The organism is Allorhizobium undicola ORS 992 = ATCC 700741, assembly GCF_000621665.1.
Taxonomy (GTDB): Bacteria; Pseudomonadota; Alphaproteobacteria; order Rhizobiales; family Rhizobiaceae; genus Allorhizobium; species Allorhizobium undicola.
The window spans coordinates 208,298-222,553 of record NZ_JHXQ01000005.1 but is presented as its reverse complement, the minus strand read 5'-3'; the positions used below and the strand labels follow the sequence as shown (position 1 = coordinate 222,553).

Sequence of the window (14,256 nt, the reverse complement as noted above, 5' to 3'; positions counted from 1 at the left end):
GGGACCAACTCCTTATGTCCAATCGTCAGACGCCTTATGAAAGGCTTTGTTCATAATCCGTGTAACCGAAGTCACGGACCGTCCTGATGCTGCCATCCAGTTCACGGATGGCGATTGCCGGCATTTTCACGCCGTTGAACCAGTTCTTCTTCACCATTGTATAGCCTGCGGCATCCTGCACGGAGATCCGGTCGCCGATTGCAAGCGGCTTGTCGAATTTGAACTCTCCGAAGATGTCGCCGGCCAGACAGGATTTCCCGCAGATCATGTAGCTATGTTCGCCTGCATTGGGCTCGATCTTGGCATTCTCGCGGTAGATCAGCAGGTCCAGCATGTGCGCCTCGATGGAGCTGTCTACGATGGCGAGGTTCTTGCCATTGTAGAGCGTATCCAGCACCGAAACTTCCAGCGTGGTGGATTTGGTGATCGATGCTTCACCGGGCTCCAGATAGACCTCTACGCCATAATCGCCGGAAAAGCGCTTCAATCGCTCGGCAAATTGTTGCAGCGGATAATCCTCGCCGGTGAAATGGATGCCGCCGCCGAGGCTTACCCATTCGGCGCGTTTGAGAAGCGGCCCGAATTTCTGCTCGATATCCGAGAGCATCCGGTCGAACAGGGCGAAATCCTTGTTTTCGCAATTGTTGTGGATCATGAAACCGCTGATGCGGTCCATCACCTTTTCCACCTTGGCCATGTCCCATTCGCCAAGCCGCGAAAAGGGACGGGCCGGATCGGCAAGATCGAAGGACGAGGAGGAGACCTGAGGATTGAGACGAAGCCCGCGCACGATGCCCGAAGCCTTGTCGGCAAAGCGTTCGAGCTGGCTGATGGAGTTGAAGATGATCTTGTCGGAATAGGAGATCACCTCGTCGATTTCGTGGTCGCCATAGGCCACGCTGTAGGCATGGGTTTCCTTGCCGAAACGCTGACGCCCGAGGCGTACCTCGTAAAGGGACGACGAGGTGGTGCCGTCCATATAATCGCGCATGAAATCGAACACGCCCCAGGTGGCGAAGCACTTGAGCGCCAGCAAGGCCCTGGCGCCGGATTGCTCGCGCAACAGCGCAATTTTCTCCATGTTGCGAAGAAGTTTCGTCTTGTCGATCAGGTAATACGGAGTCTGCATCGCCACGCCCACCTCTTTTCCAATTCGTCGCGGCGGTCCTAGGGAATTTAAAGGAGGAACGCAAGCCGACACGATCAAAATGCAAACGTCCGGCACGATTACCCGAGCTGCCCTGATGTTTTCCCCGTCAATTGCTTCAGTCTCATGACAGGCTTGCCGCAGGCGGGAAAAATCGTCATCCGCCATTGCGCGACATTGCATGGCGAGGGGCTTTGGCTTTAAGGAATTGTTCTGAAAGAGTGACCGCCGTTTTCCCGAAAGCTCGTAGGGAAGCATCACAAAAGAGCAGCCCTTCCGTTCGGTGTGAACGCGAAAGGCGATGGACGCGATATGGATAATCCGGTTTCCAATCCTGACATTGCTGGTCATCTAGCCGCAAGCCTGCCCTGCCGCTCGCTGGAGGTCATGCCGCGCACGGCGGCCGCCATTGGCGATTTTCGCCTTCTCCTGACCGAAAATACCCGCATTTACGTGGCGCATGTGGATGGTACATCGCTGGATGACATGGTTGCCACGGCCCGCAGGTTGAGGCTGGAAGGCTTTGCGGTGATGCCGCATGTTCCGGCCCGATCGCTGGCGGATGCCGCCGAACTGGATGGCCTGCTTGCCCGCTACCGGGCGGCGGGCATTGCCGAGGCGCTGCTTCTGGGCGGCGGTGCAAGAAGCCCGGCGGGCACCTTCACCAGCGTTCGCGACATGCTGGAAACCGGGCTTTTCGAACGGCATGGCTTCACCCGGTTGCATGTGGCCGGTCATCCGGAAGGCAATCGCGACATCGACCCGGATGGTTCCAGCCTGGAAGCCGACCGGGCCCTGCTGTGGAAGCAGGATTATGCCGCCCGCCATGGCGTGGACATGGCCATCGTCACGCAATTTGCCTTCGAACCGCAATGTTTCATCGAATGGAGCGAGCGCATCGCGGCTCTTGGCGTCACGCTGCCGGTGCATGTGGGCCTTGCCGGCCCCACCAAGCTGAAAACCCTCATCAAATACGCCATTGCCTGCGGTGTGGGTCCATCGCTGAAAGTATTGCAGAAGCGCGCCCTGGATGTGCGCCGCCTGCTGACCCCATTCGAACCGGGAGAACTGGCGGATGCCCTGCTGGACTACAAGCGCGCAAATCCGCACAGCCTGCTTACCGCGCTTCACGTCTTTCCGCTCGGCGGCATAGAGCCCGCCGCGCAATGGCTGCGCCGCAGGACTTAGAGCCTAGCGTATGCCCGCCCACTCGTTCATGGCCTGACGGGCATCGTTCAGGCCGCGGCGGGCATCCGTGTTGCCGGTGGCGGCGGCGGCTTCGAAAATCCGCATGGCGTCCCCATACATCTTCAGGCTGAGATAGCTGTAGCCGCGCAACACCATCAGGTCGGTGCGCTCAGGCGCGATGGCGGCACGCTGATCGAGCAACAACAGGGCGTTCTTGTAAAGCTTGGCATTATAAGCGGCGATGGCCCTGTCGGAGAGGATAGAGGCCTGCAATTCCATGGCTCTCGCAGGGGCAAGCGGGGCGCGGGTGGCCGCCACGGCTGCCTTTCCTGTCAGGCCGAGCCGCAAATAGGCAAGGCTCAGGCCGTAGGCGGCATCGGAACGCTCCTGAGACTGGCGGCTTTGCAAAGCCTGCTCGAAGGCCGAGGCCGCCTCAAGCGGCCGGTTGAGCCGCATGAGGCACCAACCCGCCGAAAGGGAGAGAGCGGGAAAGCCTGCGCCCTGAGCCGCGCAGGCGCCGGAACCGGAGGCGGCTGCGGGGCTTGCGGCGGGCTTTGAAAACGCGGCATCGCCAGGCGAAGCCGTCGCGCTGGAGGCAGGTCTTTGACTGGCGGGCGTTTGGGCGGCAGGCATACGCGCAGGCTTGGCAGGCTGTTCCGGCGCGGTCGTTGCACTTGCAAGGCCAACCTCGGCAATGCGCGGCGAACGGTCGGCCCATTGGCCTTTCAATGCGGCAAGGGCGGCTGCATTTTTCTGCTGGTCCAGCGTCAGCGCCAGACCATAGGCGGAGGGCTCGTCATCGGCCTTCCATGAGAGCGCGGTCTGAAACCAGCGGCGTGCCGCTTCCCCCTGATTGAGGGCGCGGGCATACCAGCCGAATTGTTGCGCGGAGGCGGCGTCGCGTCCGGCCATCACCGCCCGCGAGATGCGCGTCAATACCTCTGGCGAAAGAAGGGCGGGCGGGTCCTGCGCCAAAAGATTGGCGGTGGCGGCGAAATAGGTCTTGCGGCTGTCTTCGTTTGCGTCGCGAAAACGGTAAAGGGCGTCCTCCGCCTGGTCGAAGGCTTTACGCTCGATCAGCGTCAGCGCCAGACCCTGGGCAGGATCGGCTTGCGGCTTGCGGTCATTGGCCAGCCGGAACCAGCGCTCGGCATCGGCATATTGGCTGCGGCGGAATGCATACCACCCAAGCAGGGTGGCATCATTCGAATTGCCGCCTTCGGCGGAAACGCGCAGGCGCTCCAGCCAGAGGGGATCGAGCGTCAGGGCCTGATCCTTGTTGGCCTCGGCGGCGAAATGGCGCGCGAGATCGTCGCGAATGCCGTCGAATTCGCGCGCACCGCTCGCTGCCGGCTTCTCCAGAGCCAGCAATTGCATCATGGCCGGATAGGGCAGCAGCGCGGATGCCTTTTGCACGGTTGCAATCCGCTCAGGTGCGGCCTGACAGGTTTTCAGGATATAGCCATAGGCATCCAGGCTGCGTTGCGTTCGCCCCGTGCGGCCAAAGGCCTCCGCAAGCCGCCAGAGCACATCCACGTCACTGCAATTGAGAAGGCTGGGCGTGGCGGCTGCCTTGGCAATGACCTCCTCGAAACGGCCCTTGTCGGAGGCATCGATGATCGCAAGGCGTGTTTCGGCCGCCGCCAGCCGTTCCAGCATATCCTCCGGTGGCGTCCAGCCCTGTTCGGCGGCCAGCCGGTCATTGATGGCCTTGCGCACATCGCCGTAACGGCCTTCGGAATAAAGCCGCCACAGGGTTTCCATCTGCCTGTCGGGATTGGCAGGAACCGTCAGCGGGTCGGCAGGAGGGCGCCAGTTGGGATAAAGCGCCTTGAGGCGGCTGATTTCCGCCTCGAGGCGGGCGGTATCGCCACGGGCGGCGAAATAGCGCAGGGCGCTTTCATCCACATCCTCAGTGGCCGCCGCTGCCTGAGGCACGGGCGAAATTTGCGCGGGCGAAGGGGGAGCTGCCTGCGCCACGGTCTGGGGCAGAGACAGATCGGCCTCGGCCAGCAACCTGAAGCCGCCCTCGTGAAGATCCTCTGCGGAACCGGCAGCGCCAGGCTCCAGTTCCTGCGCCTGCAATGTCCCCGGCATGGCGATGGTGAGGGAAAGGGCCGCAAGCAGGGATGCGGTGAGGAAGCCGCGTGTCCTGGCGTTTATCATTGGGTGGCGAAGCCGAACCGAAGCGCTGGCCGTCATGTCGATCTCCCCAGCCGCCGGAGCAGGAAGGCCATGAGGGCTCCGCAGAGCATGGCCAGCAGCACCAGCGCGAATGCGTAGAACAGGATGTTGGATGAAAGCCAGTTGGCGGCGATCAACCGCATATTGCCGAGCGACACGTCGGTTGGCGTCTCAAGCTTTTCGCTCACGCCCGGACGGGTCTCGATGGCGCCGCTGCGGCTGGAATAGGTCATGATGGCGCCATTCAGCCGGTCCCAGTCGGACAAGCCCGCAACCGCCTGCATACCATTGTCGAGATCGGCGGCATCGGGGGCAGACACCATGGTCCAGTGGTGGCTTCCTTCCGGGCTTGGGCCCTGGGCAATGAGGAAGGTATCCAGCGTGCCCGGTGTGAAGTCCCGCTGACTGCCCGGCAGCAGGTGGAAAGTGGTGGAGGAAATGTCGAAATTGCGCTGCATCCAGGCTTCGATGGCGCGCAGCTTGGCGCGGATCAGATTGTCGGTGATCTTCGAGCGCCAGTCGTCGAGGCGCACGCCCTCCGCGCCGCCACGGCTGAGCGCACTGCTGCTTTTCCAGTTGCTGGTGCTTTCGGCCGAAACGCCGACCTGGGCCAGAACCCGGCCCGGCATCTGGCCAATCGAGCCGATGAAAATGGCATCGCGTTCGCCGACAGCCTGCGGTGTGCTGGCAATTTCGAAGCGCAGCGGTTCGCCGGCCGCAATGGCCAGACGCGCAAGAAAGGTTCCGGCAGCGCCCAGCGTCTGGGCATCGGCGCGGTCGAGGTAAAGGGCGATCGGTTCCGGCGCTTCCGAATAGGGCCAGCCCGTGCCGGCAAGGGCTGCCAGATTGGGAGAGCGACCGATACGGGCAAATTCCGGCATCACGAATTCGGATGTGTCGAAAAGGGCAAAACGGGCCGGCGCCTTGGCGGCATTGCCGGGCGCGCAGACCGCATCGGCCCGGTTCAGCAGGTTGGCCTCCAGCGTGATGCGGTTGAGGCCCGGCTTGAGATGGCGCAGCGTCACCCGCACGGGGAAATGGTTGAGCAGCCCGCCGCCCGCCGCGGTAATCGGCACGGTGGTGGCGATCCGGTCGTTGACATAAACGTCGATATGGCTGCCGGGACCGACTGCCGCCGTATAGGCGGCGTCCATCATGATCTTTGCTTCGCCATAGGCATTTGCATAGAAATCGGCGGGCACGGCAATGTTGAAGCCGGTTCTGTAACGGCTGCCGGAAAACTCGACGCTCGATACGCCCAGTTCAGAAAGCCGCAAGCGGCGCGGCCCGCTCAGCATGGGGGCATCCGGCTCGCTCCAGCGGCTGGTGGCCAGCATGTCGCGGCTATTGCTGTCGGAGCGGCGATAGGTGTTGACCAGCGCATCGGCGGCGCTGGAAATGGCCGACCAGGAGGGGCCGCTCAGCACCAGTATGGGGCGGCCCGAGGCCGGGTCGTTGACATAGCTTGCCCCGGCGCTGTTCTGGATGGAGGCGGGCAGGGCGGGAAAGACCGGCGCCAGCTCCTCCGGCGTTCCGACCGCAATCACCATATTGCCGGGGCGGGAGGCGGGCAGGCTGTCGCGGGAGAATTCCACCCGGATATTCGGCATGGCTGGCAGAACCGAAAGTCCCTGTGCCAGTGTCAGCACAGGCCTTGTCGTTCCCGGCTGTCCAAGCCCCGGCACCAGGAAGGAAAGCGTTGTGTGTCCTTCGCCATCCACGCCGATGGAGCGCAGGACATCGGCGGCATTGATGCGGTTGTCGCTGCTTGCGGCAAACTCGAAATAGGTGCCTTTCGACGACAGCCGTGTCCAGAGTTCGTAAGTCGATTGCAGGTCGCAATCCGTGCGGTGGCGCTGGCTGGCAATGAAGGTCAGGCTGTTTGCGCCGGGCCGCAGAAGACCTGCGGGAATATCGAAGCGCAGCGTGCTTGCATTTGCCGAGGAGCGGATGGCGGTTTCGCCCACCGGGCGGTTGTTGACCATGACCGTCAGCGTCGATGCTTCCGGTGCGACCACCACCGCGTTCTGATAGCTCAACACGAAATGCGCCGGCGCTCCCGCCTGATCGGGCGTGAGGTAAATGCTCCACGACCGGCGGTCATATTCACCGGCAAGGGTCAGGTCGCTCTCGGGAATGGCATAGCGGAGCGTGCGGGCGGGGTCAGACCCGCTGCGGGCGGGCGCAAGGCCGGTTGCCGGTGTGCCGGTCTGCATATTGGCGCCCTGGGAAGCAGGGGGGGCTGCACGCGGGGGCAGGGATTGCGGCGTCTGCACGTTCTGTTGTTGGCGCTCCGGGCTCATGTCGAAGGGCATATCCTCGGCCTGCGCGCTCGCCATGCCGGTGCAAACGCCCGGAAAAAGGCCAGCGCCCAGTAAAAGACCAGTGCCCAGAAAAAGACCGGCGGCAAGACGCAGCTTTCTGGAAAGGGTCATGGCTTTGTCCCCTCCCTTGCCGAACGCTGCGGCTTGAGGCTGCGCAGGAAATAGGTCAGCCCCCGGCTGGTCTGGAACAGCGACATGCCGAGGAACCACACCGTACCGCGAATGAGGCCGGGATTTTTGCGACGTGATTTCTGGAAATCGCTCCACTGGTCGGAGTTGGCGAAGATGAGATCGACGATCTGCCGGTGGTCCTTGGCGCTTTGCGGCATATACTGGCAGCCCAGGGCCAGGATCTCGCCCTGCTGTTCGGTGTTGCGGATGATGAGCGGAAGGGTTGCCATTTCCTCGCGGCCGTGCAGCCGCATCCGGATCTCGGCCACCGCGCCCGGCTGCATTTCGGCAAACCGGCGGCTGAACACGTTCAGCCTTGCGCCCCGCACAGAGACGTCTTCGATCGAGGCGGGAGACCATTGCCCGTCAAAGCCGAATTCGCAGCGCCTGCGAACCCGGATGCGGCGGCTGGAGGCGCGCTCGCCGCGCTCCGACACCACCCCCAGAGCACAACCCGCCATCACGAGGTTGATCATGTTCCAGCCGCCGACCACGAGCGTAACATCGGCCTTGTAGGGTTCGGCATAGATGCGGAAAACGGTGATGGCGACGGCGATGAGCTGGGCGGCAAAAATCACGAAGAAGGGCCGGCTTATTTCCGAAAGGCGGCTTGTGGCCACCGATTCGTCCTTGGCCGTCACCTTGAAGGTCGGCTTGCGCGGGTTCAGCACCACCGAAACGATGGCGGGCAGCAGATGCACGGTCTGGACATATTCGTAAAGCTCGGAAATCCACGGCCACCGGAAGGCGCCGTAGAGATAGTTCTGCATCATCAGGTTCACCAGCATGTATGCCAATGTATAGGCCATGAATTCTCCGCCCGAGGCGGTGAAGATTTGCAGGTCGAACAGCAGGTAACAAAGGGGAGCGAACAGGAAGACGGTTCGCGGGAAGGGGAAAAGCCAGAACAGGGTGGAGGACATGTAGCACAGGCGCTGCGGCAGGCTCAGCCCGCGTTTCAGCAATGGAAAGCGGAAGCGCAGAATCTGCATCATCCCTTGCGCCCAGCGGCTGCGCTGGCCGATGAAGCTGGCGAACGTGGCCGGTTGCAGTCCGGCAATCAGCGGCTTGTCCACGTAGATGCTGTTCCAGCCGGAACTGTGCAGCGCAAGCGCCGTTTCGCAGTCCTCGGTGATGGAGATGCCGCTGAAGCCGTCCGTGGCGTTCAGCGCCTTGCGTGACAGAACTGCCGCCGAGCCGCAGAAAAACGCGGCGTTCCATTTGTCCAGGCCACGCTGGATGATGCCGTAGAACATCTCGTTTTCGCTTGGCATGGTGTCGAAGGTGCGCAGATTGCGTTCCAGCGGATCGGGATTGATGAAGAAATGCGGGGTCTGTACCAGGAAAAGCTTGGGATCCTCGGCAAAATAGCCCACCGTTTCCTTCAGAAAGTCGCGGGCGGGCGCATGGTCGGCGTCGAAAACGGCGATGAGGTCGCCGGAGGAATGCTTCAGTCCGTTATTGAGGTTGCCGGCCTTGGCGTGTTCGTTGCGCTCCCGCGTCAGGTAGTTCACGCCAAGCTCTCGGCACAGTTCCTGCAATTCGGCGTGGCGGGCGGTGGCAATCTGCGCGTCCTGAAGGTCGTGGGCATTGCGCTTTTGCACCGTGCCGCCATCGTCGAGAAGCCAGATCGTCAGCTTGTCTTCCGGATAATCCATGGCCTTTGCCGCAGCCAGCGTGTTGGCCAGAAGCAGGGCGTCTTCGTTATAGGAGGGAACGAAGACGTCAACGCTTGGAAAATCCGTGATGGCCTCCTTGCGGGACGGGCGCGAGGGCAGAGGCAGCGCCACGATGAACAGGCTGAGCCCCAGCATCAGCACGTTATACATTTCGGCCAGATAAAGCAGAATGCCGGGAATGAAGTTTTCGGGCTGGCTCAGCGGCGGAATGGTGCTGGTGCTGCGCCAATAAACATAGCGAAGCACGATGACTGCACCAAAGGACAGCGCAATCAGCCGCCAGACGCCATCTGCCTTGAGGATCTTGATGACCGCCATGACCGAAACCACCGCTATGCTGGCAATGAGCTGCGTTTGCAGGCTCACCGGCAAGGTGGCCAGCACAAGCAGGCCGAATGCCGCCAGCGCTGCCAATACGGAATTGACGATCAAATTCATTCGATCTGCTCCTTTTACCGCCCCGCAAGGGGCGGGCGGCCTGCAACTCATGTTGCAGCCATTCCTGATCTGGCCAATGCGGCGCGGTCGCACGCTGCTTTCCTGCCGGTATGTGAGGACATGTTTATTTCATATTTCTTAAATGATTTGTTCCTTTCTGATCCTCATGTCCAGCATGGGTCTCGCACGCCTTGCCAATGATCGCCTTTCACACCGGCAGATCAACCCTTCATTGCGTCGGCAGCGGTACCACAACGGTCGGCGTGGTGGTTGCCTTGGGCGCGGAACTGTCCCGTTGCGATGCAGTTGCGGCTTGAGGCAGGGGAACGGGCGGGCCTTTCGCCACGGGCTCCACCATGCTGTCGGGCACCGGGCTTGCGGCCGGCTTCGGCGCGGCCGGTCTTGCGGGGTGGGGTGCTGCCACGGGCGCTGTGGGGATGGATGGAGAAAATGCTGCGGAGGCCGGGCGCGCCGTGCCGGCCAGCACGGCCTCTGCCGATCTCGGTGCGCCATAGGGGTTCCATGCGGCAGAGCCGTAAGCCCCGGTGACGGTATAGCCCAGCATGGTTTTCAACAATTCGTTCTCGCCCGCCTGCCGGTCGCAAAGTCTCGCCCGGATGTCCACCACGCCGAGATTGCCAAGGGAGGACCGCTGGTTCTCGGGGCTCCTGATCTGCTGCCAGCCATAGATGCAATGATCGCCGCTCGGCCCCTTGCCTGAGGCGAAGCCGAAAGGCCCGTAGCTGTTTTGCATGAAAAGGGCGGAAGGCTGGGATGCCACGCCATTGGTGGCATTATAGGCTTCCCTTTGCAGGCCGGGCGCGCTCAAGCCACGGTGGCTGCCGCCCTCGCCGGCGGGGGTTGAGCCATAAAGCCTGATGTTGAGATAGTTCTGCCCCGGCACGTTGGAATTTGTCGCCAGCAGAACCCGCTGTTCCGTGAGGTTTCCGGCAGTTTTCTCGATCACCCCGGAGACCGAATGGCTGCCGGGTGGCGGCAGGATCATGGCCCGATCGGCCTCCACCATGCGCACGCTCTCCAGTGGCTTCGCCACCTGCTGACTGGCGCAGCCGGAAAGCAACAGCACCGCAAGAGCGGTGCAAAGCGGCAGATGCCGGCGGGGTGAAAAATGGGCTTCCATACAGTCCGCCTGCGAAAATCCGTCTGCTTGCCATGGGCGTTGCCGTATCCGGCGAAATTGCGTCATTCCCGGTTGCGCGGTGCCTGTCCGATCTCCAAACGGTTGAAAGCCGGACTCTACCTGTTTATGTCTCGCATAGTTAACTATTAGTTAATGGAAGCGGAAGCGTCGGGCGTCAGGAACCACAGTCCGTTTTTGGGCGGGAAAATTGCTGCCGGAAACGGCAAGGGGAAAATCCAAATGATCTCGCCGCGCGGTTTCGCAAACGGACAAAGAACGTTTTAATGCTTTGAATATAAATGATAAATATTACCTGAAGCTGGTTCCGGTCCAAGGAATTATGCAGGCGCAAACAATGATCTTCCATGGCGTCGGGCTCTGGTCCACCAATGCATTGTTCCGGAAAAAGTGGAACCCGGATTTCGTCCGAAATTGCGTAAAAACAAACGGTTAGAGTGGTCCATCGTTTCCTTTGAACAGTGAACTGCTCTTGTGCGGCGGTCTTGGTGAATTGAAGTGTGGAAAAGCCCTTGGCCCCAGGCGGGCCGGAGCAGAAGAGGTGCGCCCAAGCTGGCCGCACCTCCATTTCTGGCGTGAAATTCCGTTACTGAGGGGTGATTCGCCCGAGAACCTTGCCCGCCTCGATATAGTCTCCGGCCTTGGCGTCCTGCTCGAAAGTCCCGTCGGCGTCTGCCAGAAGCTGGGTTTCCATCTTCATGGCCTCCATCACAGCCAGCAGGTCGCCTTTCTTCACCCGGCTGCCTGCCTCGGCCTTGTAGGATTGCAGGGTGCCGGAGACGGGAGCGATCACGGCGCCCGAAGGGGCTGCGGGCGCGGAGGCATTTTTTCCGGTCGCGTGATCCGGCCTTGTTACCATTCCGGTTCCCATTCCGGTTCCCATTCCGGCAAGTCCTCCGAGCAGGGCGGGCGGCAGGCCAATGCGGTGCCGCTTGCCATCGATCTCCAGCACCATCCGCACCAATCCGTCCTGCGGCAGGGGGTCCGGCCGGGCCATGGCCGCCAGCCCCGGCGCAAAATCCGTTTCGATCCAGCGCGTATGCACCTTGAAGCCGTCCTCGCCGGTAAAGTCCTTTTCCTCCAGCACGGCGCGGTGGAAGGGCAGAACGCTTGCCACGCCTTCGATGGTGAATTCGCTCAACGCCCGGCGGGCGCGCCGCAAGGTCTCTTCGCGGGTCGCGCCGGTGACAATCAGCTTGGCGACGAGGCTATCGTAAAGGCCTGGAATGGCGGAGCCGCTCTCCACGCCGCTATCGAGCCGGATGCCGGGGCCGGAGGGCGCCTGAAAAGCCGAGATCCTGCCGGGCGTCGGCAGAAAGCCCCGGCCCGGATCCTCGGCATTGATGCGAAATTCCATGGAATGGCCGCGTGGCGCGGGCGTTTCGGTGAGACTGAGCGGCAGGCCTTCGGCAATGCGGAACTGTTCGATGACGAGATCGATGCCGGTGGTTTCCTCCGTCACCGGATGTTCCACCTGTAGCCGCGTATTGACCTCCAGAAAGGAGATGGTGCCATCCGCGCCCAGCAGGAACTCCACCGTGCCCGCGCCGGTATAACCGGCCGCTGCACAAATGGCCCTGGCGGCGTCATGAATCTGGCGGCGCTGTTCATCGCTGATAAAGGGCGCCGGAGCCTCTTCCACCAGTTTCTGGTTTCGCCGTTGCAGCGAGCAGTCCCGCGTGCCCATCACCACGACATTGCCATGCGTATCGGCCAGAATCTGCGCCTCGATATGGCGCGGACGATCCAGAAACCGCTCCAGAAAGCATTCGCCCCGGCCAAAGGCGGCCTTCGCCTCGCGCACGGCGGATGCGTAAAGCTCGGCCACCTCTTCCATCTTCCACGCAACTTTGAGGCCGCGCCCGCCGCCGCCATGGGCAGCCTTGATCGCCACGGGAAGGCCATGGCGCTCGGCAAAGGCCACCACCTCGGCAGCCGATGAAACCGGCCCGTCGCTGCCAGCCACCAGGGGTGCGCCCACGGATTTTGCGATGTCGCGGGCCTTCACCTTGTCGCCCAGCGCCTCGATCACCTCTGGCCGGGGACCGATCCAGATCAGCCCGGCATCGAGCACGGCTTGCGCGAATTCCGCCCGTTCGGAGAGGAAGCCATAGCCCGGATGCACGGCATCCGCGCCGGAGCGTCTGGCGATGGCGATCAGCTTTTCGATGTCCAGATAGGTTTCCGCCGGAAGGCTGCCGCAAAGGCCATAGGCCTCGTCGGCATGTTTGACGAACAGCGCCTCGGCATCCGGGTCGGCATAGACGGCCACAGATTGCAGTCCATGATCCCGGCAGGCGCGGATGATGCGCAGCGCGATTTCGCCGCGATTGGCGATCAGCACTTTTTTCATCGGGGTTCTCCTCCCTGTTTTTGTTCTGGCTGGATTTCGGCAAAATCGCGGACAGGCCGGAAACGGATCGTGGCGTGAACGGGAATTTGACCGGCAAGGTCAAGATGATATTCGGCCACCGCCCCGATGACCGGATAACCACCGGTCAGCGGATGATCGGCCAGAAACAGCACCGGCTGGCCGCTATGCGGCACCTGAATGGCGCCGGTGGCCGTGCCTTCGCTTGGCAGCTCGGCACTGTCCTTGCGCTCGATGGCAACGTCGCCGCCGAGACGGATGCCGACGCGGCTTGATTGCGGCGTGACCTGAAAGCTTTGCCCTGTCAGCGTTTCAAGCCCTTTTTCGGTAAACCAGTCGGTGCGCGGCCCAGCCACCACGTCCAGCACCACCTCCTCGCCCATGGCGGGAAAGGCGAAGGCGGGGGCTTCTGTAGTGGAAACGGCTGAAAGACCCTCGCAATGGCCTTTCAGCGCCAGCACGGTTCCAACCGTTACCGGCTCCGGCCCCACCACGGCCAGCGTATCGGTGGCGGCACTGCCCAGCACGGGTTTGACGGCAAAGCCGCCGCGCACCGCAAGATAGGCGCGCATACCGCAAGGCGGGTGGCCGAGCGTGACGACATCACCCGCTTCCAGCGGAACCGGTTGCCATGGCGCGGCGTCGATCGTCTGGCCGGAGGCGTCGCGAATGCTGATCGGACAGGGCGCACCGGCAAGGCCGATGACGGCGCGGCAATTCACCTCGAAGGCCAATCCGCCAAGGGTCACTTCCAGTGCTGGCGTGTTGAACGGGTTGCCGACAATGCGGTTGGCGGCATTGAAACTCCCCCGATCGAGCGCGCCGGAGGCCGAGACGCCCTGACCCGTCTGGCCGAACCGGCCAAGATCCTGAAAGACCGGCGGCATGGGTGCGGCCAAAACCCTGAGCTGCGGGGCGTCTTGCGGTATGGGGTCCGGTGCTGCTTTTGGAGCCTCGACGGGAATGACCGTCTTTTGCCTGGCCATGTCGATGAAGCGTACCCGGTAGCCCGGCTGGAACAGCGCGCCGGGATCGCGGCCAATGTCCCACATTTTCAGCGGCGTCGAGCCGATCAATTGCCAGCCGCCGGGGCTTGCCTGCGGATAGACACCGCTGAACGCCCCGGCCAGCGCCACCGACCCTGCCGGAATGCGCGTGCGCGGGCTTTTGCGGCGCGGCACATGCAGCCTCCGATCACCACCGACGAGATAGCCGAAGCCGGGCGCAAAACCGCAAAAGGCCACGGTGAAAACACTCTCCGTGTGGCGGCGGATGACCTCTTCCACCGGAAGTCCGGTGAGATCGGCAACATCGCCGAGATCCTCGCCGTCATAGGTGACGGGAATTTCGACAAGCCTGTCGGAGGGCGGAATTTTCGCCGATAGATCGCGGCTGGCAATTTCGGCCGCCAGTGCCCCGACGCTGATTGTTTCCGGACGAAAGCGGATCATCACCGTGCGGGCGGCAGGCACCATGTCTTCGATGCCCGCAACGGGGGCTGCTTCAAGCGAGGCGAAAAGTGCCAGCGTCTCGTCGAGATCGGCCAGTTCCACAAGGATCGTCGTCAGGCTGACGGGAAGAATGCGCATCCTGGC

8 protein-coding genes are annotated in these 14,256 nt (G+C 62.4%); 1 reads left to right on the top strand and 7 read right to left on the bottom strand.

What is annotated here, in order from left to right; translation table 11 throughout:
* Positions 1 to 34: 34 nt before the first annotated feature.
* Complete coding sequence (nspC, locus tag T424_RS0108100; RefSeq protein WP_037066960.1) at positions 35 to 1,129, bottom strand: carboxynorspermidine decarboxylase; 1,095 nt, start codon at positions 1,127 to 1,129, stop codon at positions 35 to 37.
* Between the two features lie 330 nt (positions 1,130 to 1,459).
* On the opposite strand from nspC, the gene T424_RS0108095 reads away from it, so the two are divergent.
* Positions 1,460 to 2,335 (top strand): methylenetetrahydrofolate reductase, encoded by an 876-nt coding sequence (locus T424_RS0108095; protein ID WP_027487289.1) that lies wholly within the window; start codon positions 1,460 to 1,462, stop codon positions 2,333 to 2,335.
* Between the two features lie 3 nt (positions 2,336 to 2,338).
* Here the strand turns inward: T424_RS0108095 and T424_RS20465 are convergent, their stop codons facing one another.
* The 6 genes from T424_RS20465 to T424_RS0108065 form a co-directional block, all read right to left on the bottom strand.
* Positions 2,339 to 4,537 carry a hypothetical protein gene (locus T424_RS20465; RefSeq protein WP_051558854.1) on the bottom strand — a complete coding sequence of 733 codons (2,199 nt, stop codon included), beginning with the start codon at positions 4,535 to 4,537 and terminating at the stop codon, positions 2,339 to 2,341.
* Positions 4,534 to 6,858 (bottom strand): cellulose biosynthesis cyclic di-GMP-binding regulatory protein BcsB, encoded by a 2,325-nt coding sequence (locus tag T424_RS0108085; RefSeq protein WP_051558867.1) that lies wholly within the window; start codon positions 6,856 to 6,858, stop codon positions 4,534 to 4,536. Before T424_RS0108085 ends, T424_RS20465 begins: the two co-directional genes overlap by 4 nt.
* Before the next feature lie 92 nt (positions 6,859 to 6,950).
* Complete coding sequence (bcsA, locus tag T424_RS0108080; RefSeq protein WP_027487287.1) at positions 6,951 to 9,131, bottom strand: UDP-forming cellulose synthase catalytic subunit; 2,181 nt, start codon at positions 9,129 to 9,131, stop codon at positions 6,951 to 6,953.
* Between the two features lie 229 nt (positions 9,132 to 9,360).
* Positions 9,361 to 10,272 carry a cellulose biosynthesis protein BcsN gene (gene bcsN, locus T424_RS20460; RefSeq protein ID WP_051558853.1) on the bottom strand — a complete coding sequence of 304 codons (912 nt, stop codon included), beginning with the start codon at positions 10,270 to 10,272 and terminating at the stop codon, positions 9,361 to 9,363.
* Between the two features lie 604 nt (positions 10,273 to 10,876).
* The gene (locus tag T424_RS0108070; protein ID WP_027487286.1) at positions 10,877 to 12,643 is read right to left on the bottom strand and encodes an acetyl/propionyl/methylcrotonyl-CoA carboxylase subunit alpha; all 1,767 of its coding nucleotides are present in this window, start codon (positions 12,641 to 12,643) and stop codon (positions 10,877 to 10,879) included.
* Positions 12,640 to 14,250: a 5-oxoprolinase subunit B/C family protein gene (locus tag T424_RS0108065; protein WP_027487285.1), complete on the bottom strand. Its 1,611-nt coding sequence runs from the start codon at positions 14,248 to 14,250 to the stop codon at positions 12,640 to 12,642. Before T424_RS0108065 ends, T424_RS0108070 begins: the two co-directional genes overlap by 4 nt.
* Positions 14,251 to 14,256: the final 6 nt, after the last annotated feature.